The organism is Pseudovibrio flavus, from assembly GCF_009711345.1.
GTDB lineage: Bacteria > Pseudomonadota > Alphaproteobacteria > Rhizobiales > Stappiaceae > Pseudovibrio > Pseudovibrio flavus.
Map to the genome: position 1 here is coordinate 72,611 of NZ_SMMA01000064.1, position 24,181 is coordinate 96,791.

The 24,181-nt window shown below is 53.7% G+C and carries 22 protein-coding genes and 2 tRNA genes; 9 read left to right on the forward strand and 15 right to left on the reverse strand.

Annotation, left to right across the window (positions count from 1 at the left end; all coding sequences use genetic code 11):
- Positions 1-74 precede the first annotated feature (74 nt).
- On the forward strand, positions 75-1,490 hold the full coding sequence (locus E1162_RS13805; protein ID WP_155132107.1) for an L-serine ammonia-lyase: 1,416 nt from the start codon (positions 75-77) through the stop codon (positions 1,488-1,490).
- Positions 1,491-1,505: 15 nt separating this feature from the next.
- On the opposite strand, the gene mnmC2 is transcribed toward E1162_RS13805, so the two are convergent.
- The gene (gene mnmC2, locus E1162_RS13810; RefSeq protein ID WP_155132109.1) at positions 1,506-2,192 is read right to left on the reverse strand and encodes a tRNA (5-methylaminomethyl-2-thiouridine)(34)-methyltransferase MnmC2; all 687 of its coding nucleotides are present in this window, start codon (positions 2,190-2,192) and stop codon (positions 1,506-1,508) included.
- Positions 2,193-2,247: 55 nt separating this feature from the next.
- Between mnmC2 and E1162_RS13815 the strand changes: the two genes are divergently transcribed.
- The 3 genes from E1162_RS13815 (at position 2,248) to E1162_RS13825 (ending at position 4,167) form a co-directional block, all read left to right on the forward strand.
- Complete coding sequence (locus tag E1162_RS13815; protein ID WP_155132111.1) at positions 2,248-3,369, forward strand: NAD(P)/FAD-dependent oxidoreductase; 1,122 nt, start codon at positions 2,248-2,250, stop codon at positions 3,367-3,369.
- A gap of 177 nt (positions 3,370-3,546) precedes the next feature.
- Complete coding sequence (locus E1162_RS13820) at positions 3,547-3,837, forward strand: YggT family protein (RefSeq protein WP_155132113.1); 291 nt, start codon at positions 3,547-3,549, stop codon at positions 3,835-3,837.
- Between the two features lie 12 nt (positions 3,838-3,849).
- Positions 3,850-4,167 carry a DUF167 family protein gene (locus E1162_RS13825; protein WP_155132115.1) on the forward strand — a complete coding sequence of 106 codons (318 nt, stop codon included), beginning with the start codon at positions 3,850-3,852 and terminating at the stop codon, positions 4,165-4,167.
- Positions 4,168-4,171: 4 nt separating this feature from the next.
- On the opposite strand, the gene E1162_RS13830 is transcribed toward E1162_RS13825, so the two are convergent.
- From E1162_RS13830 to E1162_RS13845, 4 genes are all read right to left on the reverse strand, one after another.
- Entirely contained in the window at positions 4,172-4,363 is a 192-nt protein-coding gene (locus E1162_RS13830) for a Trm112 family protein (RefSeq protein WP_155132117.1), read from the reverse strand.
- Positions 4,364-4,391: 28 nt separating this feature from the next.
- Positions 4,392-5,075 (reverse strand): LON peptidase substrate-binding domain-containing protein, encoded by a 684-nt coding sequence (locus E1162_RS13835; RefSeq protein ID WP_155132119.1) that lies wholly within the window; start codon positions 5,073-5,075, stop codon positions 4,392-4,394.
- A gap of 35 nt (positions 5,076-5,110) precedes the next feature.
- Positions 5,111-6,079, reverse strand: a complete 969-nt coding sequence (trxA, locus tag E1162_RS13840) for a thioredoxin (protein WP_155132122.1) — start codon at positions 6,077-6,079, stop codon at positions 5,111-5,113.
- Between the two features lie 125 nt (positions 6,080-6,204).
- Positions 6,205-6,723: a prolyl-tRNA synthetase associated domain-containing protein gene (locus E1162_RS13845; RefSeq protein WP_155132124.1), complete on the reverse strand. Its 519-nt coding sequence runs from the start codon at positions 6,721-6,723 to the stop codon at positions 6,205-6,207.
- Between the two features lie 398 nt (positions 6,724-7,121).
- On the opposite strand from E1162_RS13845, the gene E1162_RS13850 reads away from it, so the two are divergent.
- The 3 genes from E1162_RS13850 (at position 7,122) to E1162_RS13860 (ending at position 7,847) form a co-directional block, all read left to right on the forward strand.
- Positions 7,122-7,196, forward strand: a tRNA-Gly gene (locus E1162_RS13850).
- A gap of 40 nt (positions 7,197-7,236) precedes the next feature.
- A tRNA-Gly gene (locus E1162_RS13855) sits at positions 7,237-7,311 on the forward strand.
- 128 nt (positions 7,312-7,439) lie between these two features.
- A complete protein-coding gene (locus E1162_RS13860; RefSeq protein ID WP_155132126.1) occupies positions 7,440-7,847 on the forward strand; it encodes a YchJ family protein in 408 nt (135 codons plus the stop codon).
- Between the two features lie 22 nt (positions 7,848-7,869).
- Here E1162_RS13860 and E1162_RS13865 read toward each other — a convergent pair whose 3' ends face one another.
- From E1162_RS13865 to E1162_RS13880, 4 genes are read right to left on the reverse strand one after another with little or no spacing between them, the layout of a single operon-like run.
- Entirely contained in the window at positions 7,870-8,214 is a 345-nt protein-coding gene (locus E1162_RS13865; protein ID WP_155132128.1) for a TfoX/Sxy family protein, read from the reverse strand.
- A 31-nt stretch (positions 8,215-8,245) separates the two neighbouring features.
- Positions 8,246-11,623: an error-prone DNA polymerase gene (locus tag E1162_RS13870; protein WP_155132130.1), complete on the reverse strand. Its 3,378-nt coding sequence runs from the start codon at positions 11,621-11,623 to the stop codon at positions 8,246-8,248.
- Positions 11,620-13,020 (reverse strand): Y-family DNA polymerase, encoded by a 1,401-nt coding sequence (locus E1162_RS13875; RefSeq protein WP_371311965.1) that lies wholly within the window; start codon positions 13,018-13,020, stop codon positions 11,620-11,622. The genes E1162_RS13870 and E1162_RS13875 overlap by 4 nt, the downstream gene beginning before the upstream one ends.
- On the reverse strand, positions 13,013-13,999 hold the full coding sequence (locus tag E1162_RS13880; RefSeq protein WP_155132132.1) for an ImuA family protein: 987 nt from the start codon (positions 13,997-13,999) through the stop codon (positions 13,013-13,015). The genes E1162_RS13875 and E1162_RS13880 overlap by 8 nt, the downstream gene beginning before the upstream one ends.
- A gap of 192 nt (positions 14,000-14,191) precedes the next feature.
- Between E1162_RS13880 and E1162_RS13885 the strand changes: the two genes are divergently transcribed.
- A complete protein-coding gene (locus tag E1162_RS13885) occupies positions 14,192-15,310 on the forward strand; it encodes a GNAT family N-acetyltransferase (RefSeq protein WP_155132134.1) in 1,119 nt (372 codons plus the stop codon).
- 11 nt (positions 15,311-15,321) lie between these two features.
- Here the strand turns inward: E1162_RS13885 and E1162_RS13890 are convergent, their stop codons facing one another.
- From E1162_RS13890 to ccrA, 5 genes are all read right to left on the reverse strand, one after another.
- A complete protein-coding gene (locus E1162_RS13890; RefSeq protein ID WP_155132136.1) occupies positions 15,322-15,822 on the reverse strand; it encodes a CAP domain-containing protein in 501 nt (166 codons plus the stop codon).
- A gap of 132 nt (positions 15,823-15,954) precedes the next feature.
- Entirely contained in the window at positions 15,955-17,211 is a 1,257-nt protein-coding gene (locus tag E1162_RS13895) for a quaternary amine ABC transporter ATP-binding protein (protein ID WP_155132138.1), read from the reverse strand.
- A gap of 8 nt (positions 17,212-17,219) precedes the next feature.
- Positions 17,220-18,089, reverse strand: a complete 870-nt coding sequence (locus E1162_RS13900) for an ABC transporter permease (protein ID WP_155132140.1) — start codon at positions 18,087-18,089, stop codon at positions 17,220-17,222.
- A 77-nt stretch (positions 18,090-18,166) separates the two neighbouring features.
- Positions 18,167-19,198 (reverse strand): ABC transporter substrate-binding protein, encoded by a 1,032-nt coding sequence (locus E1162_RS13905; protein ID WP_155132142.1) that lies wholly within the window; start codon positions 19,196-19,198, stop codon positions 18,167-18,169.
- A 545-nt stretch (positions 19,199-19,743) separates the two neighbouring features.
- Positions 19,744-21,036, reverse strand: a complete 1,293-nt coding sequence (gene ccrA / locus E1162_RS13910) for a crotonyl-CoA carboxylase/reductase (RefSeq protein WP_155132144.1) — start codon at positions 21,034-21,036, stop codon at positions 19,744-19,746.
- Between the two features lie 316 nt (positions 21,037-21,352).
- On the opposite strand from ccrA, the gene E1162_RS13915 reads away from it, so the two are divergent.
- Entirely contained in the window at positions 21,353-23,353 is a 2,001-nt protein-coding gene (locus E1162_RS13915) for an ethylmalonyl-CoA mutase (protein WP_155132146.1), read from the forward strand.
- Positions 23,354-23,356: 3 nt separating this feature from the next.
- Here the strand turns inward: E1162_RS13915 and E1162_RS13920 are convergent, their stop codons facing one another.
- Complete coding sequence (locus E1162_RS13920; protein ID WP_371311944.1) at positions 23,357-24,124, reverse strand: transporter substrate-binding domain-containing protein; 768 nt, start codon at positions 24,122-24,124, stop codon at positions 23,357-23,359.
- Positions 24,125-24,181 lie beyond the last annotated feature (57 nt).

Consider the following 24,181-nt stretch of genomic DNA (forward strand, 5'->3'; position numbering starts at 1 on the left):
GCAATCTCTTTTGATTGCCGCGGCGGTACATTTGCCGTAAGGCAATTTTCCGGTTGGAATAGGAAAGACCCACAATGTTTTTGAGTATCTTTGAAATCTTCAAAGTCGGCATTGGCCCGTCCTCGTCACATACTATGGGCCCGATGACTGCGGCCCAGAGATTTCTGGAAGAGCTCCGTGACGGGTCGCACAGATGGCCAGGCGCTGGTGATGCAGCAAGCGTAAAAGCCACGCTCTACGGTTCTTTGGCATGGACCGGTAAAGGCCACGCATCAGATCGCGCCGTTGTTCTTGGCCTTGCAGGCTTTACGCCGCACACCATCGACCCAGACCGCGTTGACGAGATTGAAGCCGCAATCGCCAGGGAAAAGATGATCCGCCCTGAGGGCCTGCCTCCTCTGGCGTTCGATCCGGCAAAAGACGTTGTTTTCAATTTCGAGCATGACCTGCCGGGCCACGCTAACGGCATGATTATCGAAGCTTTCGATGCCGCCGGTAATCTGCACTTCCAAGAGACCTACTACTCTATCGGCGGCGGTTTTGTTGTGACGGCGCAAGAACTAGAGCGCCAGCATCAGGCAACAGCTCACGAGACCGACGGACCGGCGACAGACAAGGAAAAGCCTTACCCATTTGCAACAGCAAAAGAGATGCTGGAAATGGGCCAGAAGTCCGGCAAGACAATTGCCCAGATGAAACAGGCGAACGAAGTCACGGTTATGGAAGAGCCTCTCTTCCGTGACAAAATCTGGGAAATCTGGTCGGTGATGAACGCCTGCCTTGAGCGCGGCCTTAACACCAGCGGCACCCTGCCGGGCGGTTTGAGCGTCAAGCGCCGTGCAGCGGAAGTAAAGCGCCAGCTGGATGAAGAGCGCGGCACCAATCTAACAATGCCGCATGTGGCAAACGACTGGCTCTCTGTCTACGCAATGGCGGTAAACGAGGAAAACGCAGCAGGCGGCAAGGTCGTCACCGCGCCAACCAACGGCGCTGCAGGCGTTATTCCGGCAACCATTAAATATTACCGCGAGCATTGTCCGGGCAGCAATGACGAAGGCATCTACACCTTCATGCTTACCGCAGCTGCGATTGGCGGCTTGATTAAAACCAACGCCTCCATTTCCGGCGCTGAGGTTGGCTGTCAGGGTGAAGTGGGTTCGGCTTCGGCAATGGCGGCAGCTGGTCTTTGTGCAGCCCTTGGCGGCACCAATGAGCAGATTGAAAACGCTGCTGAAATCGCGCTTGAGCATCACCTTGGCATGACCTGTGATCCGGTTGGCGGCCTTGTTCAGGTACCATGTATTGAGCGTAACGGTATGGGTGCCATCAAAGCGGTTTCAGCCGCTTCTCTGGCCCTACGCGGCGACGGTTCTCACTACATGCCGCTCGACAATTGCGTCGAAGCGATGCGCCAGACCGGCGATGAAATGAACAGCAAGTACAAGGAAACCAGTCTTGGCGGCCTTGCTGTAAACCTTCCTGAATGCTGATCTGACTTAAGTGTTTTAGGGTTTGGTTCCGCGCATCATCTCGCGCTTGCGGCCAAACCCTTTTTCACGCTCAACAGTAAAACCTGCTTCTTTCAGATTCCGTCGCACCCAGCCTGCCGCTGTATAAGTGGCAAAGCTACCGCCGCTGCGAGTATGGCCGTAGACCGCCTGCATCAAAGGTAATTCCCACAAAGCTGTATTGAGTGATGGATTAAAGCCGTCGAGATACCAAGCATCGGCTGCAAAATCGGCAGCAGGAAGCAGCTCCCGCGCATCACCAACACCCAGCTTCAAGGTTACGCCATCCAGCTCGAAGGTGTTCCAACCCTCTCGCACAGTCCACATGGCAAGCGAAGCTTCCATATACGTTGCCAAGTCAGGCCAAGGGTTCATCGCTCGCCGGATTGCCTCTGCTGGCAGCGGGTGAAGCTCAAACGAAACAAACGTTAAGTGGCAGCGCTGCTCTGCATCATGTGCCCGCAGTTGTCTGCAGGTCTCAAAGAAATTCAAACCCGTACCGAATCCAAGTTCGGCAATGGTGAAAGCTGGCTGCTCCAGAAAGCGTTCAGGCAGCCTGTTTCCCCTTAGGAAGACGTAGTTTGTCTCATCCCGTCCCCCTTCCTTTGAATAATAGGTATCCCCAAAGGCAGAAGAGACAGGCAAATCGCCGTCTTTCCATTCCAATTTTGGAGCATCTGTCATAGGCTGCGTCCGACTTAGTTTTATTCAGTCCCACAATATCAAGGAAAACAAAGGGATGACAGCCTACGATCTCGCAATTGTCGGTGGCGGCATCTTCGGTCTATCGCTTGCAAACGCTGCAATGCGCTACGGGCTCAAAGTAGCCCTGATCGAAAAGAACACAATCGCCTCCGGTGCCAGCAATGGCCTAGTCGGCGCTTTGATGCCTCACATTCCAGCCCGCTGGAACGAGAAGAAACAGTTCCAGTTTGATGCTCTGCTTGAGCTGCCGGAGATTGTAAAAAACCTTGAACAGGCAACCGGCATTTCTACCGGCTATAGCCGCAGTGGACGCTTGGTGCCAATTTATACGCAGGCCAAACTGGACCACGCCTTGGCCCGCGAAGAAGAAAGCCGCCAGCACTGGAAAACAGAAAAGACCGGTTTTGAGTGCAAAGTGATTGAGCGCTCGCCTGTCGAAAACTGGCCAGCGCCGGAAACAGCTCCTCTCGGTTACACATGGGACAATCTCGCAGCCCGCGCAAACCCGCGTATGGTTTCAGCGGCCATTCGCCAGCTGATTACACCGCGTGTTCACATCATGGAGCATACCTGCGTCACCACCATTGATGACAAGGCTGGAAAGGTTGAAACCGCAGACGGCCGCACCATCACCGCAGACCGCATCATCCTTACGGCTGGTTACGAGGGCTTTGATCTTATTAAAGACCTGACAGGCAAACAGCTTGGCAAAGGTGTGAAGGGTCAGTCCCTGCTTTTGGAAAAAGCCTTCGACCAAGAAATGCCAGTTGTCTATGACAGCGGCATTTATGTGGTTGCCCACCAAAACGGTACCGTCGCGATTGGCTCCACCTCGGAAGAAGAGTGGGACACAACAGAGCCGCAGCCAGCCGACATTAAAGAGATGCACCAGAAAGCAGTGCGCCTTTGCCCTGCCCTTAAAGATGCTCCGGTCATTCACACATGGGCAGGTATTCGCCCTAAATGTTTGAAACGCGACCCGCTGCTTGGCCCGCTACCGGACTTCGACCGCACTTGGGTCGTTACCGGCGGCTTCAAGATTTCTTACGCAATCGCCCACCGCATTGCGAAGGCAGCGCTGGAACGCATCTTCCCGCATGAAGCCCCAGCCATTGCTCTGCCGGATAGCTTCTTGATTTCGCACCATTGGAAGTAGTCCCCAAACGGACTATTTTCAGGAAAATATCAGGATTGGATGCCAGTGGACAAAGAGTACTCTTGAAGAGCGGTGACGACAAAGCTACATGAATTTTAGTCGCTGCCACAGATTCAAGAGCCTTGTTCGCTGGCACGCTTCAAACTGCCCAACAAGGCACCGGAGATTGACCGACCCATGAAAGCAATTTTTTTAGTACTCGACGCAGCATTGAGCATTTACTGGTTCATCATTATCGCCAGTGCCATTTTCTCATGGCTCTATGCATTCAATGTCGTCAACTCCCGCAACCAGTTTGTGGCTAGCATTGGCCAGATGCTCTACAACCTCACAGAGCCTGCGCTGCGCCCGATCCGCCGCTTTATGCCAGACCTTGGCGGTATCGACATTTCGCCGATTATCCTGCTGCTCTGCATCTACTTCCTGCGCCTCGTACTGCAGATCTACATCATTCCTGTAGTGCCGTGAGGCTTCGCTCTCTTGAGTGATTTTCCATGGAATTTGAAGGCTGACGGCGTTCTTCTCGCTGTCCGCCTTACGCCCAAGTCCAGCAAGGACAATGTAGACGGGCTCGGTGCTCTTTCAGATGGCCGCCCGCTTATGATGGCGCGTGTGCGCGCTGTGCCGGACAAAGGCGCAGCCAACAAAGCGGTCTGCGCTCTGTTTGCCAAAGCGCTAAAACTTCCCAAATCTGCTGTAACTCTGGAAAGCGGGTCCACATCCCGCGTGAAGACCCTGCATTTGGAAGGGGACCCAGAGCAGATCGAAGCCGCCCTGAAATCCCTCTGTAATCTTTGAAGGCCTAGTCTTCCAGTTTGCGAGCCTCTTCAGGCAGCATAATAGGAATGCCATCCTTGATCGGATAGGCAAGCTTGGCGACCTGTGAAATGAGCTCTTGACGCTCACGGTCATAGCGCAAGGTGGTTTTGGTTACTGGACACACCAGCAACTCCAGCAGCTTACGGTCAATTTCAGGTGCTTTTTGCGCACTCATAGATGCCTCGAATATCGTTATAGCAACACTATTGCAAAGTTGGCCCAGAGCCGACACCAGCAGACTTTGCAAGGTCAACCTCAGTCAGCGCTACCAGCGTTTCCGCGCGGGTTTTTAGGCTATCGGCTTCAAGAAGTGCCTGTTTTTCTGCCGGACCAAACGGGCTCATCAAAGACAGCGCATTGACCAGAACTTCGGTAGAAGCCTCTTTTACACTGTCCCAATCAGCTTCCAGATTGTTCGCGTCAAGGTACTCTTGCAAAGTCTTGAGAAGGTATTCGCGGTCAACGACTTCCTCTCCAAAGCCCGGCTCGAAATCCTCAATGAAACGGCTGACGTCAATCGCCCCGCGGCGGAACAAGGAACGCTCCTCGGTCTCGCCAACTAGCTCAAAGCGTGTAATGCCCGACAAGGTGACGAGATAGTGCCCGTCACCACTTTCCTGAAACGCAGTAATGCGCCCCAAGCCCCCGATTGAGCACAGCTTAGGACGGCCATTCAGCTCGTCGTCTGTTGTCTCAAACACAGGCTGAATGATGCCGATTACGCGGTCTGTGCGCAAAGCAGCATCAATCATTGCCACATAGCGAGGCTCGAAAATATTCAGCGGCAGGTGGGAACGAGGCAATAGCAACGCACCGGGCAGCGGAAACAACGGCACGACCCGTGGAATATCCCTGCTGTGTGCGTACTCTGCGTTACCAACTTTCATCGGGCACTCTCACTTCTGACGGACAATAAATCCGATCATGAAAATAGGATGGACGACAACTTTCTACGGCTTATGGCAGATGCAGGATCTTTAAAGCCCCATGCTTCAAAGAACTGCAGCAACTGTGTGCGTGCACCGTCCTCGCGCCATTCACGATCACGGCGAATAATTTCAATAAGTTGATCGACGGCTTCGTTCTTTTCACCGCGCCCGCTCAGACCAACAGCCAGATCAAAACGAGCTTCATGGTCATCAGGGTTTGCTGAAACACGCTCTTTCAAACCGGCAAGATCGTCTACAGAAGCTGCCTGTTCGGCCAACTCGATCGCAGCACGCGCGGCCACAATTTCCTGCGCATTAGCAGCATCTGCTGGCGCCATATCCAGTGCCTGCTTGGCCCGCTCAACATCGTCTGCAGCCAGATAGCAATGCGCAAGACCTGCGATAGCGGCCGTGTTATGCGGCTCGATGGAAAGCACAGCGCCATAAAGCTGCGCAGCCTGCGGGTAATCACCCTCTGCACGCAGCGCATCGCCCTGCTCGATGTACTTTTCAGCGTCGCTCGGGCCAATCTTCACGCCAAGGCGCTCAAGAAACTGCTTGATCTGACCTTCAGGCAAAGCGCCCATAAAGCCATCAACCGGCTGACCGTTTTTGAAAGCAACAACGGCTGGAATAGACTGAACACCCATCTGTCCGGCGACTTCCGGATAGTCTTCAATGTTCATCTTCGCCAGTTTGACAGCGCCCTTCGCTTCACCAACCACCTTTTCAAGGATCGGCGTTAGCTGCTTGCATGGCTCGCACCAAGGAGCCCAGAAGTCTACGAGAATCGGCTGATTGCGGGATGCATCGATAACATCCTGCATAAAGGTTTGGGTGGTCGTATCAAAAACGTGTCCACCTGCACTGCTCTGGGCTGGTTCTGTCTGGTAACCGCCGCCAAAGCTGCCACCCATGGTTCCGCCAAAGCTACCACCTACTGAGAAACCGGATCCGCTCATACTCTCTTATATCCCTGTAATTTTCTGCAAGAACCAACTTGGTGCCACTGCTGCGCAGGGCTTGTTTCTAACATGGCCCTTCTGCTTACGAATTACAAATCCGCAAGCAACGGGTTGCCATTCGCTCAGGCCATCTGCTTTGCTTCTTCAGAGACTGCCAACACGCGCACAGTATGCCCGCATAGCTCTGCAAAACGTAGCAAATCCTCAGGAGAAATGGCCGTTGTGGCATTGTTTTCAAGAGGATGATAGTTGAGCGGTGCCTTTTGCATCATCGCCGCATCAAAAACCGGCTGAACGCGCTGCGCTTCACGATCGTTGATAAGCGCAAATGGGGTTACTGACCCCGGCAACACGCCCAGAACCTCGCCAAGCAAATCAGCCTTACCAAAGGAAACCCGGCCGCTTGCACCAATAACCGAAGAAATCTGTTTCAGATCAATAGTCGCATCATGAAGCGCCACAACAAGGAACAAGTTTCCCTTTTTATCTTTCAAAAACAGGTTCTTGGTGTGCCCGCCTGGAATGCGTTCGTGCAGGTCACCCGATTCCGCGACGGTGAAAACCGGCTCATGGTCAACGGTTGAAACAGCAAGGCCGTTTTCAGCAAAAAAGGCAAAAAGTTCAGCGCGGGTCGCTGCCATGGGTTCCCTCGTCTCTTCTTTTTAAAAACTGGACACGCGTTTGTGTGACAGGCAACAACCAAAAGCAAGGCAAGACCATCTTTGCACCTTGCGCTAGCCCCGTCTTTTTTCCGCTAGGAGAATTTTGCGCGCTATTTTGGTCCAATTTGCGGGCTTGCAAGCTGGTTCCAACAGTTTTTGTGGGTTTTGGTGAGGCAATAGACCTATCGTTTTCACCGAGATACGATGTTCCGCCATAAATTTGCACGCAATAACACCTAGCAAAATTAATAAAATCCACAGAACTGGAAAAAAGTGCACACCAGATTGAAAATTCCATATTGCAATCCGCCCGCGCTTTTGTCATATAACGCCGACCTCACCGAGGGACGCCGCAAGGCGATCATCGGAAAACATGAGCGGGCGTAGCTCAGGGGTAGAGCGTCACCTTGCCAAGGTGAATGTCGTGAGTTCGAATCTCATCGCCCGCTCCAGTTTTTCTGGAGCTTTCTAGAAAAACACGCGTTTTGGAACGCGGGCGTAGCTCAGGGGTAGAGCGTCACCTTGCCAAGGTGAATGTCGTGAGTTCGAATCTCATCGCCCGCTCCAAAAACAACAGGCCGCCGCAGGGCGGTTTTTTTGTATCCAGCGCCCAGCACTCCCCTTTCCCATTCGTCTCTTTTTGGTTATGCACCCTTCTTGCATAGCATCACACTGAGCCTTTTAGGGTAATGACCATGAGCACCAATCCAGCTGACTGCCCTTGTAAATCCGGCGCGGCGTTTTCCGCTTGCTGCGAGCCGTTTTTGACAGGCGCTTCACTACCGGCAACACCGCAGCAACTCATGCGCTCTCGTTACAGCGCCTATGCCACCAAAAATATCGCTTACCTGAAAGAGACCCTCTGGCCTGCACACCAGAAGAAGTTTGACACAGAAGGTGTGATCCTTTGGGCAAATGAAAGCCAGTGGCTGTCGCTGGAAATTCACAGTGCCGACGGCGCAGAGCCTGATGCTGTAAAAGGTACCGTCCACTTTACGGCCAAGTATCTGGCGAGCGGGCAGTTCGGCGCACAGGAAGAGCTAAGCCTTTTTAAAAAGAAACAGGGCCGCTGGTATTATGTTAAGCCGCTCCCGCTCAGCTAATGAGAGAACGTGGAAAAGGCACCTAACCCTTTGGCGGCAAGGTACTGACAAAGCTTAGGGAAAGTGAAATCCACTCCCGCATCTGCTCGTCATCGCAATCATCTTCGTTCACGAAAAACATGCCACTCATGCGCTTGTTGCCTTGGGTGAGAATCTCTGCGCCGGGCAACTTTTCTGCCTCCGCCTCGTTCTCCTTCCCGACGCGAAACAGAAACTGACCGATCCCGTTTTTAGAGCGGGTGGCACCGCCCACCATATTGCCATCAAGCATAAAACACAGCGCACCCATCATCCGCTTTTCAGAAATGCCGACGATGCCTTCCAGTGCGCAGCGCATGCGGTGCGCTAGTTCTTCATCATATGCCATCGCTCAACTCCAACCCTTACTCACTACAAACCTAATGGAAGTTTCGTCCCTTTGGCAGCGCCAACCGCGTTTGCTGCGCCAAGCGGGCATAATCGTTAGCAACTGCGGGCACATCTTGTGCCAGATTAACCAGCCCGCGACCGGGTTCAATTTTCTCACCCAGTTCGACAACTGGCCTGCGCACTTCGTCCGCATTGGCCAAGCCTGCGTTATCCAGCGCCCCTTCCACACTGGTAGACAACAGCGCAGAAACATCCTCAAGCCGCTCGGCAACAACGTGAATGACCCCTTCAGCGTTCTGAAGCCGTCCTTCAACCTTGATAAACCGCGCCCCTAAAAGAATGCGCCGATATTGCTCAAAGCACTTTGGCCAAACGATCACGTTGGCAACGCCGCTCTCATCTTCCAGCGTGAGGAAGATCACCCCCTTGGCTGAACCGGGGCGCTGGCGCACCAACACCAGTCCGGCAACACTGACAGAGCGACCGCTTGGCACATTAAGAAGCTGCTGACACGGGAGCACCCGCGAGCGCTGCAAAGCCTTACGCGCAAAGAAAACGGGGTGCGCTTTGAGGGATAGGGAAAGCTGGCGATAGTCCAGCACCACCTGCTCTCCAAGTGGCATCGGCGGCAAGTTTGCATCCGGCTCAGGCTGTAAATCGCGCATATCCGCAAGGTCAAACAGCGGCAAGCGCTCTGCGGCCTCGCCCTTTTCCAATGCCTGCGCCGCCCATAGCGCCATGCGCCTATCCACCCCGAGCGAGCGGAACGCATCGGCCTCAGCCAGTTTGATGATAGCAGAGCGGGATAGGCCGGTACGCAGCCACAAGTCCCGTACAGAATCGTAGCCCTGCCCCCGTTTCTCAACGAGGACCTCCATATCCTCCTGCCGCAGACCTTTGACCATACGAAAACCGAGCCGCACTGCGTGGGTGGAGCGTACCGTATCGTGCATGGAAGTGTGCCGCTGGTGCAGTTTCATGCGGGCCTCCACGCCCGCTTCCAAAATCGCATCCCACTGCGAGAGGTTGATATCAACTTCCCGCACATCAACGCCGTGCTCTCGTGCATCGCGCACAAGCTGGGCAGGCGCATAAAAGCCCATTGGCTGGGAGTTCAAAAGAGCTGCACAAAACACATCGGGATAGCGCGCCTTGATCCAGCAAGAGGCATAAACCAGCAGCGCAAAGCTGGCTGCATGGCTTTCTGGAAAACCGTATTCGCCAAAACCCTCGATCTGCTTGAAGCAGCGCTCTGCAAAGCTGCGATCATAACCACGCGCCGCCATGCCCTCCACCATCTTGCGCTGGAACGTGCCGATTGTGCCGACACGGCGGAAGGTAGCCATAGCGCGGCGCAACCGATCGGCCTCTCCGGGTGTAAAGCCTGCTGCAACAATGGCAATCTTCATGGCCTGTTCTTGAAACAGCGGCACGCCTAGGGTTTTACCAAGCACATCGCGCAGCTCTTCCTTTGGAAAATGAACCGGCTCCAACCCTTGCCTGCGTCGCAGATACGGGTGCACCATATCCCCCTGAATAGGTCCGGGGCGAACAATGGCAACCTCGATCACCAGATCATAAAAGTTCTCGGGCCTGAGGCGTGGCAGCATACTCATCTGCGCGCGGCTCTCGATCTGGAAAACACCAATGGTATCGGCGCGTTGGATCATCCGGTAAACCGGCTCTTCTTCTGGCGGAATGCTGGAGACGCTGTGGTCGATATCGTAGTGCTGCTCCAGCATATCAAGCGCCTTGCGCAAGGCCGAAAGCATACCCAGCGCCAGAACATCAATCTTCAAGATGCCCAGCGCATCCAGATCATCCTTGTCCCACTCGATAACCGTGCGGTCTTCCATGGCCGCATTCTGGATTGGCACCAGCTCATCCAGCCGCCCACGGGTGATAACAAACCCGCCCACATGCTGGGAAAGATGGCGCGGAGACCCGATGAGTTCTTTCGCCAGCATGAGCACTTGCGCCACCACAGGATCAGAAGGGTTAAGCCCCGCCTCTTTCACCTGCTGCTCGTCACCACCGCTTGATGAACGGCCCCAGATGGTGCCAGCAAGCGCCCCGCCCGCATCTTCAGAAAGACCGAAGACCTTAGCAACTTCCCGAAGAGCCATGCGCGAGCGATAGCAGATAACGGTGGCAGCAAGCCCTGCCCGCTCCCGCCCGTATTTGCCATAGATATACTGGATCACCTCTTCGCGGCGCTCGTGCTCAAAGTCTACATCGATATCCGGCGGTTCTTTACGCTCTGGTGAAATGAACCGCTCAAACAACAGATCGGCACGCTCTGGATCAACCTCGGTAATACCAAGGCAGAAGCAAACAGAAGAGTTAGCCGCAGACCCGCGCCCCTGACACAAAATGCCCCGCGAGCGGGCAAAGCGAACGATGTCGTAAACGGTGAGAAAGTAAGGTGCGTATTGCAACTGTTCCACCAAGGCCAGCTCATGCTTTACCGCATTAGCGACCTTTTCCGGCACTCCTTTAGGGTAGCGCCGCTTCATGCCCTCCTCGGTCAGCCGCACAAGCTCTTCTTGCGGCGGCAGCCCGCTTTCGCAAACCTCCTCAGGATAGTCGTAGGCCAGCTCTGCAAGTGAAAACGTGATAGCGTCCATCACCTTCAGCGTCTCAGAGACCGCCTGCGGATAATCGCGGAACACATGCAGCATTTGCTCATGAGATTTTAAGTGCCGCTCTGCATTTGCTTCCAGCCGCCGGCCAGCGCTCTCCAGCGTTTCATGCAGACGAATGCAGGTAACAACATCATGCAGCTTGCGACGCTCCGGCGTATGGTAGAGCACGTCATTGGTGGCAAGCAGCGCGATATCAGCCTGCTGTGATAGCTCCATCAGCTGCGCCAGCCAGCGCTTGTCACGCGCCCCGTAGCTGAGAGACGCACCAATGCGCACCATCGCCTCAGAAACAGCTGAAAGCCTCTCCAAAAGCGTTAAAACTGGCTCAAGCCCCTCTTTGAGATGTTCAGGACGAACAAGCGGCGCAAGCACCATGCCTTCGCCATAGCTAAGCAGATCTTGCAGAAAAAGATGACACTCGCCTTTAGGGGCGCGCCGGTTGCCCATAGTCAGCAGGCGAGACAGGCGCGTATACGCCCCATGGGTTTTGGGCCAGCACAGGATATCTGGCGTGCCATCCATAAACACCAAGCGGCAGCCAACGAGCGTGCGCAAGCCAACCTCTTTGGCCGCCACATAAACGCGCACCACACCGGCAAGGGAATTACGGTCGCAAACACCAATAGCCTTCATACCCAAACGGGCCGCAGTAAAAGCCAGCTCCTCTGGGTGGGAAGCTCCATAAAGAAAGGAAAAGTTGGTCGCGCAGCACAGCTCGACGAAATCAGGTTGGCGAAGAAGGGCAAGAGGTTTCATACTCATCCAAATAGCCCTTGCAAGAACCAGCACGGCGTGACGCCTTGCGTGTCATAAAGACCTTCGCGGTACAGCCAGAACCGGCGCCCCTCCATATCCTCCACGCGGTAATAGTCTCGTGGTTCAGCACCACCAAACCACCAAGGCGGACAAATACGCTCTGGCCCCTCGCAGCGGACAACCTCAAACAAGGCTTTGCGCCAGCGAAACCGCAAAGGAGAACCTTCCGGCACCATCGCTACAGTCTCCACCGGCTCAGGCCGTGGTAACAACCGGAGTGGGCGCACCGCGCAAGGGTCAGGATGAGTAAGCGCTGTTTCATCCCAATAGAGCGCTTCATCACGAACAGTTGCAGCAGGTACAAGGGCAAAGGCCTCCTCTGGCAAATGCTTGTTACAAGGCAAAAAGCTCGAGACGCGGCTCACACCAAGGCGGGCACCCAGACGATCAACCAAAGCGGCAAGTGCTTCGCCCTGTCCGGCATTTCCATCAAAGTCGTGCTGGGAGGCGTCATAGCTTTGCGTTTCAACCGCCGCCAAACGCAAAAGGTCATATCCGAAACCGGCATCCATTTCGTCCTTGGCCGATTTTAGCTTTTCCCGAAACAGCCGCAGAATCTGATGCGGCTCTCGAATAGCGTGACTGGTGCCAACGCTAAGACGCGAGACAACGCCGTCCACGCGAAAGAGAACAAACTCGAAGATACGCCCGCCCTCGCAGCGCTTTTCAAGCTGCCCCTTCAGGCTTTGGGCCAGCGCAAGCAAAGTGGCCTCCACATCATCATCACGGGCGATGGGTTCAAAAAAACGTCGCTCGACAACAAGGGGCGGCGTGTAAAGGCGCGGAGAAATCGGTTCCTGCTCCATGCCCATGGCCTGATCGAGACGGCGCACAAGCTCTGGCCCGAACCGGCGCGCAAGCGGCGCACGCGGGCGGTCCATCAAGTCACCTATGAGCTTGAGGCCGACCTGCTCCAGCGCTGTGACCACTCCACTTTCAAGACGCAGATGGGCAAGTGGCAACGCCTCCAAAGCAGCGTGCAAACCACCAGAGGGCACCACCGCGCCCCCTGCGCGCGCTACGGCCCACGCACCGCCAACCGTATCAGCCAGCGCAGCTGAGACGGTGAAGCCCTGCAGTTTGAGGCGGTGAAGGCAGTCATTCTGCAGCGCCTCTTCACCATCAAACAAATGAGCACAGCCGGTCACATCCAGCATCAAACAATCATCACCGGCAAAGGCAACAAGCGGCGTATACCGGTCACACCAGTCTGCCAGTGCCTCTAGCAGCGCACTATCAGCTTTGGGAATTTCCTCTTCATAAAGCAGTTCCGGCACACGGGCACAGGCATCACTCAAGGCAACACCAACATCAAGGCCAGCAGCAAGCGCTGCTTCATTCACGCAGATCAGACGCTGTGCGTTCTTGCGTTTGCCGTAAACGGCCCGCGGCCCAACGGCTGCCTCGCAGCGCCACGACCTGCCCAGATCCCTTCGGCAAATCCGGTCCGTTGCCAGCGCCTTGAACCACAGGCACAGTATTCTCTGGCGCATAACAGAAGCTGTTTGTGTCATGGTTCCATTCCAGATCACAACGACCTGGCCGTCCTTCTCTATTGCGTTCAAGCAGCAGCGACCACTGCGCTGCCTCTACCTGCGGCTTTCCTCCAGAAGCAAACGCAGATGCCTTCCGCTTCTTTTCCGTCAAACCGCCGGAAACACGGGGAAGCACCTGCCAGCGGGTTAAAGCGGCACTGGGCGCTGCCTGCCAGCCATGCCCAACGAGGAAAACGGGCGTCCCGCTTCGTTCGGCACGCAGCACCAAACGGCGCGTCACCGTTAAACCTTCCCCCTTCATTTCACCCTGAAGCTCGCCAACAACTGCAACCAAATCTGAGCAGTGGGCGCCCTCTTCCATCGCCCACAGCACATCGTCTTCCCGTTTCGGTGTCACCAGTACCAGGCGGGATGGCTCCACCCCGTAATAAGAAAGCCCCGGCCCGTACGGACCGCCGGTTTCCCGCAGGACTGTGTCATCGACAATCCAAAGCACCTTGCCGGAGCGCTCCCTCATCAACTGCCCAACAAGCGCACTCACAAAACCACTGACCGCACCGCTGTTGCGTGTTTGCGGCGCATAAAACTCATGCAGCGAGCCAATCGGCATACCGCCATTGGCAAACAGTTCATCCAGCTTTTGCACTCCGAAAACAAAACGCCGCTTTGCCGAAGAGCTTTGTTCTTGCGGCGCGAGAGAGGCGGGCCCCTGCCGTTGTGCGGCGGTGGCAGGGGCCTGCGCGAGTTGCACCGGAGAAGGGCGGCGGCCCTCAAGGGATGCGAGGCGGTGGCGCAACTCGGCGATTTGTTCCAGTCTCGGCTGCATACTATAATGTTCTATCTTTGTTCTGTAAATGTTCTTGTATTGATTCCGCCATATGGCCTGTGAGTCAACCCTGTTTTTCCAACGGTAAACTCACCCAATAATTAAAAGGGAGCAAAGCTGCTCAACCAAATAAATTTATGTTATAATTGTATATATCTCAGGTTGAGTTTCACGATGGGAGAGTGAAGCGAATTGAAACAAAATGCATTTGAAGCGCATGTCATTTCACCGCTTAAAGACGGTGCAATTAAAGAAAAATGGCGTACGCTTGCAGCCAACGCACTGGAACCAAATCCATTTTATTCGCCTGAGTTTGTAGAGCCTTACGCCAAGCATCTCCTGTCGGATGAGACCTGTGTTGTGGTTGTTACCTCTACTGACCGGCAAAAAGCACTCGCTGCCCTGCCCCTTAGAAAAATGCGCAGCACACTCCTGTTTCAAACAACGCAAGCCCTTGCAGGACAGTACGGCCCTTTGGGTACGATTTTGCTCTCCAAAGACGGAGTAAGCAGCGAAGCCCTGCAAAAGCTTATCGAGACCGCTTGTGACCTATCTCCTTCAAATACTTTGGTAATACCGTTTCATCCAACGCATACAAAGAGCCTACAGCTGCTTGAAAAGGCACTAGAGGACAGCCCTTTCACGCTTAATTACCAAGCGGAGGAAGAGCGCGGATATCAAGACACGACCCAATCCGGGCATACGACATTCCATGCCGGTAAGAACCTTAAGGCCAGACGCAAAAAGCTAGAACGCCTTGGAGAACTGCACATGCAGACTTATCGGCAAAGCGATGCGATTCTGGCGCATCTCCCGGATTTCCTTGATCTTGAAGAGCGCAGCTGGAAAGGCCTTGAAGGCACAGCTCTTGCAAGCCAAAGCCACAGCCGCAAGTTTGTTGAAGAGTTTGTCGAAGCGCTGACAGAGGCAAACCAGATTCGCATACACACGTTGGTGCTCGATGAAATGCCGATCGCCAGCATGATTCTGCTTGGCGCTGAGAGCCACCAATTTGCATGGAAAACTGCTTTTGACGAATCCTATGCGCGCTACTCCCCGGGGCGCATTCTACTCTGGCTGATCGCCGAGCAGAACGAGAGTAATCCGCAGTTTCGTAAGATGGATTCGCTGGCGTCTCCGGAAAATCAGATGGTCAACGCCACCCTGCCCGATCGAATGCCGTATGTGCAGATCGCAATCTCAAAAGGCCCGATCAGCACCGTTGCCACGTCGGCGCTTCAGCAGACCGACGCTCTTAAAGAGCACGCCAAGCAAACTGTTAAACGACTGCTTGGGCGGAAAATCTCCTAGTCCCGCTGAGGTTATTTCCCCTCAGGGCCCGCAGCGACCAAGCCCCAGAACACTTTGTATTTGGAAGATGGGTTATAGGTTGTTGCAAGGCCAATCCGCGTGACCTTTGGGTCTAACATCGCAGCGCTGTGCTGCGGAGAGTGGCGCCAGCCAGAAAAAGCCTCCGCCCATCGGCGATACCCAGCACTCGTATGCGAGACCATGTACACGCCGCTTTTGGCGGTTTTCGCAGAAGCCTTTGCCGCGTTCGCTGGTCGGTCCCCTGCCTTCGCTAATTGCTCTGAAAGCGCTTTAGCCTGCCTTTGAAGGCCCTTATCGGCAACCACCGGTCCCAGACCATACTGCGCCCGATAAGAGGAAATCATCATTGCCGCATCGACCTGATCCACTTTGGCGTCAGCAGCCTCTAGCTCCTGATAGGCTGCAGGAACACCAGAACTAGTGTTGCAGGCAGCAAGCGGAAGCAGCAGGGTCAAACAAGCAGCGGATACGGAAAGAAGCTTCAAATGCATTGGCTTTAAATGGCTCTATTAAAAACTCTGCGAGTATTCTTGCAAATTGAGGCAAACCTAAGATTGCAGAGACTCAAAAAGAAAAAGGCCGAGAGAACTCCCGGCCTTTTATCACTAAAGTTTGTAAGCGGATCAAGAGGCAGCTTTAAGCGTTTCCTCTTCCTTGTCGATCACTTTCAAAGAAACCGGCTTTGACTCAGCTTCATCATCTTCAGAAGGCGGCACCAAAATCTGGCCAACTTCTTCCTGACTAAGGATACCCTTAAGCGCACCGCTTTCATCCAGCACAGGCACAGGATGGTCCGCTTCAAGCGTCACTGGCAGCGCTTCTTCAAGGGTGTCTTCCAAGGTCACGCTGTTACCTTCAACAGCAAGGTCGTAGATGGTTGCCGAAGAACTCTTGTCCTCAACAGCCTCTTCAAGCACTTCCTGCGTAACGTAACCACGGTACTCCTTGTTATGGATCACGTAGCCATACTCTTCACCGCGGCGAACCATTTCAGACAGAGCACGCTCGATGTTGTCATGCGTGATGCGCATCGCCGGCGGTTGCATAACCGTATCAACAGTCAGAACGCGGGCGCGGTTAACATCACGAACAAAGGCGCGAACATAGTCGTCTTCCGGCTCAAGCAGGATCTCCGCAGGTGTGCCCACCTGAGAAATCACACCGTCCTTAAGGATGGCAATCTTGTCACCAATGCGCAGCGCTTCATCCAGATCGTGGGTAATGAACACGATCGTTTTGTGCAGCTTTTCTTGAAGCTCAACCAACTGGTCCTGCATCTGCGAGCGGATCAGCGGATCCAGTGCGGAAAACGCCTCATCCATAAGCAGGATGTCTGGATTGTTAGCCAGTGCGCGGGCAAGACCCACACGCTGCTGCATACCGCCTGAAAGCTGGCTTGGATATTTGTTCTCAAAGCCATTCAGACCAACAGCTTCAATCCACTCCATAGCGGTGGTTTCACGCTCGGTCTTGGCAACGCCCTGAATTTCCAGACCGTATGCAACGTTCTGAATAACAGTGCGGTGTGGCAGCAAGCCAAAGCGCTGGAACACCATACTCATCTTCTGACGACGGAACTGCTCAAGCTCTTTGTTGGAGAGCTTCATCACATCATTGCCATCAACCAAAATCTGGCCAGCAGTTGGATCGATCAAGCGGTTGAAGTGACGGATCAGCGTGGATTTACCAGAGCCGGACAGGCCCATGATCACGAAGATCTCACCTTCTTCAATCGTCAGGCTCACATCTTTCAGGCCGAGGATCGCGCCGGTTTCTGCCAGCAGCTCTTCCTTGCCCATACCTGCTTCAACCTTTGGAAGGGCCTGAGCAGCATTAGAGCCAAAAATCTTAGTGATGTTTTTTACTTCAATCTTAGCCATGGTTCCCATTACCCCCCGATGTTTCTATAGGCCTGCATACGCTGACCTGCCGACTGGGTGATACGGTCGAACAAGATTGCGAGAATAACGATGGCGATACCGCCGACGAGACCTTGACCGGAATCGTTACGCTGAAGACCCAGCAAAACAGTCTCACCAACACCGCGTGCGCCAATCATAGAGGCAATTACCACCATCGCCAGCGCCATCATCATTGTCTGGTTAATACCCTGCATAATGGACGGCATCGCCAGAGGGATCTGAACCCCTTTGAGGATCTGCCAGCGTGTTGCACCAAATGCACGGCTTGCTTCAACAACCTCGCCATCAACCATACGAATACCCAGATCAGTCAGACGGATAAGCGGCGGTGCGGCGTAGATAACGGTTGCAAGAATTGCAGGAACCTTACCAAGGCCGAACAGCATAGCGGCCGGGATGAGGTACACGAAACTTGGAATCGTCTGCATCAAATCCAGTACCGGGCTAAGCAGCGCACGGAACCTTTCAGAACGTGCAGCAGAAATACCCAGCGGGATGCCGATGATAATAGAGATCGCAACAGCTACCAGCATAATCGCGATGGTCTGCATAGCCTGCTGCCACAGACCCAAAGCACCAATGAACCACATTGCGCCCACCATTCCAGCAGTCAGTGTCAAACGACGGCTTGCAGCAAATGTCAGCAAACCAACACACAGCAGAATGATAAGAGGGTCGGCGCTTCTAAGCAGCCGTTCCAGCTTTACGAGAAAGAAAAGCAGGGAGTTGGAGAAAGCCTCGAAGCCATCTCCGAAATTAATCACTAGGTAGTCGACAAATTCATTTGTCGCATTTTTGATTGGTTTTCCAATATTTGGAAAAATGTCGGAATCCATACGATCCTCGTTTGTTACAGAAAGAGGTACGGACGTTGTGCCCGTACCTCGTTAACTTGCGAAGGAGTGGACCCTTCTTAGCCTTCCAGAGCAGCTTCTACGCGGGCAGCTACATCTTCAGGCACCCATGGAACCCACAGGTCGCGGTTCTGTTTAAGGAACTCAACCGCAGCATCGTCGGTGGTGCCGCCAGTGTCCTGCATGTATGCAAGAGCCTTGGAAACAATGGCGTTGCTGGTTTCGTAGTTAGACAGGAACTCGGTTACAGCCGGAGCCTGCTCCTGGAACTCGCTGTTTACATAAACGTGAGCAGCGGACAGAGGGTAAGCAACAGCTTCAGTCACCTTCGCAGGGTCAGTCTCAGCGTTAAGCGCATCCCAAACGTCGCGGTTGAACTCAGGCTCTTCAAGCATCACGAGCTGGTCGATCACTTTACCCATGACCCAAGTTGGACCCCAGTAGTAGAATACGATCGGCTTCTTACGCTTGATGCTGGATTCAATCGCAGCAGAAAGCGCAGCACCGGTGCCTGGTCGGAAGTTCACGAAGTCTTCAGTCAGGCCATAAGCGTGCATCTTCTTGGTGTTGATGACTTCACAGCCCCAACCAGCGATACAGTTATAGAAACGGCCCTTACCTGGCTCTTCAGGATCGTTGAACACTTCCTTGTATTTCGGAAGGTCGTAAACGGACTTCAGACCCTTCGCCGGCGCGTCATCACCTTCAACGATGTACTTTGGAACGAACCAAGCCTGAACAGCGTCTGGGAAGTTAATGCCCAGATCAACAAGCGCACCGGAATCTGTACCCTTCTGCAACGCCTCAGTAACGTTGTCCGGCCAGATCTCCATGGTCACGTCAATGTCACCGCGGGTCATGCCGTTCAAAAGCGGAATGGTGGAACCTGGAATGCTATCGACTTCACAACCGTAGCCATTCTTTACGATGAACTGAGCAACAGAAGTGTGGAACGCGTTAGAGTCCCAGTCCAGACCAGCAAAAACTACCGGACGGTCGAGTTCACACGTCGCATCAGAAGCCAGCGCCTGTGTCGAACTCAATGGTACCGCGACAGCAAGGGCTGCCAGTGCGAATTTGAAATTAAACAACGGTTTTCTCCGATTTATCGAGAGTCAGCCCACCAGACGCCTTCGCGGGCACCTAGAAGCGGGCTCTTTCGGTCACCCAAGGGACCAAGAAAATCTCATCAGCTTTCACAAGTGCAAAGATATACATGAAAGCTATTACAATAATAAATCGTAGGATTATCGTGTCAAGGATACAGAATTATTACAGTCTTAATGTACTGAGACAAAAGATTAATTCCGCTGTTATTGTAAGTTTTTACGAAATAAATACCAAGTTAAGCATCAATTTAGACTTTAAAAAAGTCCGTTGATAAAAATATAAACTTACAAATTAAGTAGAAAACCCACAGCCCGTCAAAAACATTAGGATAATTACTCAATATCCAAGTTTCCACCCCACATGCCCCAAGTAGAGGCGAGCGCCTTTTACTACGTTAGGTTTACGATTCGCTCGCAGTCGAAAATCAGATTTTGAATGTCGAGCCTCTAGGAAATTAGGATAATCTTTTCAAAAATAAAGTAAGGGAGCGATTTCAAAACCGCTCCCCTTAGAAGTATTTTAGGTTTTAAGCAGATGCCTCAAGGACATCTTCAAAAGTTTTTAAGCCCGCTTTTGGCGATGTAACCAGCACGGCCATATTTCCGGGCGCATGTTGATTGTTCCACATCTTAGTATGCGCCTGCGGAATCTGATCCCATGGGAACACTTCACTTAAGCAAGGGTCGATGCGTCTATCGATTACAAAGTCGTTGGCAGCGCTGGCTTGCTGCAGGTGAGCAAAGTGCGAGCCCTGAATACGCTTCTGACGCATCCAGACATAACGAGCATCAAACGTGATATTGAAGCCAGTAGTACCAGCACAGAACACCACCATGCCGCCGCGCTTTACAACAAGGCAAGAGACGGGGAACGTGGCTTCACCGGGGTGTTCGAAGACCATGTCTACGTCATTGCCTTTGCCGGTAATTTCCCAGATTGCCTTGCCGAACTTACGCGCCTCTCTCAGCCACTTGTCATATTCGGGGGAGTTCACCGTGGGCAACTGCCCCCAACAGTCGAAATCCTTCCGGTTAATGACTGCTTTGGCCCCGAGCGACATCACATAATCACGCTTGTCTTCGTCGGAGATCACACCAATCGGGTTTGCGCCAGCAGCAGCAGCCAACTGAATGGCAAACACGCCAAGACCGCCGGACGCGCCCCACACGAGCACATTCTGCCCCGGCTTCAATGCATGCGGGGAATGGCCAAACAGCATACGGTAGGCTGTTGCAAGGGTAAGAGTGTAGCAAGCCGCCTCTTCCCAGCTTAGGTGCTTGGGACGTGGCATCAGCTGCTGGGATTGAACACGGGCAAACTGGGCAAAAGAGCCATCCGGTGTCTCATAACCCCAAATGCGCTGGGAATTGGAGAACATCGGATCACCGCCGTTACAGGCTTCGTCATCACCATCATCCTGATTACAGTGAATGACAACCTCGTCCCCCACCTTCCAGCGCTTCACCTTGGAGCCAACCGCCCAGATGATGCCGGAAGCATCAGAACCTGCAACGTGGAACGGCTGTTTGTGAACGTTCAACGGCGAGATCGGCTCTCCCAAAGCCGCCCAAACGCCGTTGTAGTTGACACCTGCCGCCATCACGAGAACCAGCACTTCATTGCTGTCCAGCTCCCAAACAGGCACCACCTCTTTACGCATCGCCTCTTCCGGCGAGCCATGGCGATCCTGACGAATTGTCCACGCCCACATGTTCTTGGGAACATGACCAAGCGGCGGGATTTCGCCAATATCATAAAGATCTTTTATTTCAGCCTCGTATCTAGGCTGAATATCATCCGCTCTCGCAATCGAACTCATCGCCATCTCCTCCTCTAAAAGCGATAAATCACCAAGTCCAAGCTGTCTTCCTCATCAACTTACCTTAGTGGACCCATTTTGCAACGCAACAAAATTCTCCGCCCTGCGTCACTCATATTGAAATTATTGATATAAATTTTTCTATAAAAAATAATACTATTGCTTAGCTTGCGCTGCAGTGCAGAAATGCAGTTGCATTGCACCAAACCATCTGCGAAAGTTTGCCAAAGGGAAAACAGGTGCTACGGCATCTTTGAGTACCATTCGCGTCAGATCGATCCCCGCTGCGCGGGGCCTATGTCTTTGGGAGGAGTTCATGGGCACACAAAACAACAACAATGCCGGTAGAGATCGGCCTTGGATGTTCCGCACCTATGCGGGGCACTCGACAGCACGCGAGAGCAACGAGCTATACCGCTCCAATCTGGAAAAGGGCCAAACCGGTCTATCCATTGCCTTCGACCTGCCCACCCAGACCGGATACGACCCTGACCACATTCTAGCGCGTGGTGAAGTTGGCAAGGTGGGGGTTCCCATCGCACATCTGGGTGACATGCGAACCCTATTCGACCAGATCCCGCTGGATCGGATGAACACGTCGATGACCATCAACGCCACAGCCCCTTGGCTGCTGGCACTCTATGTGGCGGCGGCAGACGAGCAAGGCGTAGACCGCGAAAAACTTGCAGGCACCACCCAGAACGACCTCATTAAAGAGTACCTTTCTCGCGGCACCTATGTGTTCCCGCCTGCGCCTTCCATGCGCCTGACCACAGATGTCATTTCGTGGACCTACCGCAATACGCCCAAGTGGAACCCGATGAACGTGTGCTCCTACCATTTGCAGGAAGCGGGCGCGACACCGGTTCAAGAGCTATCATTTGCTCTGGCAACAGCAATTGAGATCCTAGACCGCGTCAAGGCAGATCCGGCCATCTCAGCCGAGGACTTTCCCAAGGTGGTGGGCCGCATCTCGTTCTTCGTGAATGCAGGTATGCGCTTCATTACCGAACTATGCAAAATGCGCGCTTTTACAGAGCTGTGGGACGAAATTTGCCGCGACCGATACGGCGTTGAAGAGGAGCGCTACCGCCGCTTCCGCTATGGTGTTCAGGTCAACTCCCTTGGCCTCACCGAACAGCAGCCGGAAAACAACGTCTACCGCATTCTCATAGAAATGCTGGCCGTGGTGCTTTCGAAAAACGCCCGAGCCCGAGCCGTTCAGCTACCAGCATGGAATGAAGCGCTTGGTTTACCGCGCCCGTTTGATCAGCAATGGTCGCTGCGTATGCAGCAAATCATGGCTTACGAGACCGATCTGCTGGAATACGGCGACATATTTGATGGCTCCCGCGAAATCGAAGCGAAGGTAGAAAGCCTTAAGGAGCAGGCCCGCCAAGAACTTGCTTCTATTGAGCAGATGGGCGGAGCTGTAGCCGCGATTGAAACCGGCTACATGAAACAGCAACTGGTGAACTCTAACAGTGAGCGCCTCGAAAAGATTGAGGCCGGTGACCAAACCGTTGTTGGCGTAAACCGCTGGACAGTAGGCGAGGACTCTCCCCTTACAGCAGATAAAAACGGGGCCATTCTGACCGTTCCCGCACATGTAGAGGAAGAGGCCATCACCCGCCTTGAGCAATGGCGCGCCCAGCGCGATGACGCAAAGGTTCAAGAAGCTCTCGACGCCCTGCGCAACGTTGCGCGGGGTTCAGGAAACATCATGGAACCATCCATTGCCTGCGCCAAAGCTGGCGTTACAACGGGCGAATGGGGTGAAACTTTGCGCAGCATCTACGGCGAGTTCCGCGCCCCGACAGGTGTAAGCGCAGCGCCGCGTAACAACCCCGGCGATCTTGATCCCCTTCGTGACAAGGTCTCGGCTCTTACAGCTAAACTGGGCCGCCTGCCTAAGGTACTGGTGGGCAAGCCGGGCCTTGATGGCCATTCCAATGGCGCTGAACAGATTGCCGTACGTGCCCGTGATTGCGGTATGGAAGTTGTTTATGAAGGTATCCGCCTGACACCAGAGCAAATCGTGGAAGCTGCGCTAGAAGAAAAGGCCGATGTAATTGGCCTTTCCATTCTCTCGGGCTCTCACATGGCGCTTGTGCAGGACACCATGGAGCGACTAGGCAAGGCGAAAGGAGAACAACCGCCTGTTATCGTTGGCGGCATTATCCCGACTGAAGATGAAACCGCGCTCAAAGAGCAAGGCATCGCAGCAGTTTATACGCCCAAGAACTTTCAGATTAACACCATCATCAGTGACATAATCGACATCATTGATCGGCAAGTCACAGACCCAGAAGCGTAGCTGTTACTCAGTCTTTTCCGCAGCAGGAGCCTTTGGCAACTCAATGTTGGGCTGATGCGAGTTCATCAGGATTGAAGGCGATTTGTTGTTGTAAACATCTCGAACCCAATCGAGCGAGCCGAACCAATAGTTAAAGACGTTAGCCATGTCGCGGCTGGCTCGGGTCTCTTCGATCCATGAGTTGATGTAGTTTAAAAAGCGCATGCTATCAGGACGCAAGGCCATACCAGAGACTGTCGCCAGAACATTGTGCTCTACTACAACGAACTTCCGGTTCTTTGAGGAAACAAGCAGCGCCGGATACGGTGTCGGCATCAAGAAGCCATTGACCTCACCGTTTAGCATACCCTGATAAGCGGCAATATCCGTGACATAGCGACGGATACTGGCATTGCGAAAGCGCTTACTAGCATAGCTGTCAGCAACCGTGCCCATGATGACACCAAGGGAGAGCTGCGGAATATCGAAGGCCCGCTCCGCTGCTTCAAGCGGCAAAACGTCAGCATCAATGACAAGGCTATATTCGACCTGATTGTAAGGAATAGAGAAAAGCACTTCCCGAGCAGTCACACCATTAATGGGCACGCCGGAAATAACAACATCAACCTCACCCTCGTTGAGCTTTTGCAGCAACACGCGGTGCCCCAGTTCCACCAGTTCCAGCTCAACATCCAAAGCGGAAGCCAGCCCCATAGCGACATCCACTTCATAACCAATGCGGTGCCCCTCATCGTCATGGCCGATCCATGGCAGGAAGTCATCTTTCGACACACCTACCCGCAGAACCTTTGTTTCCAAAATTTCTTTCAAGGGATCGTCAGCATATGC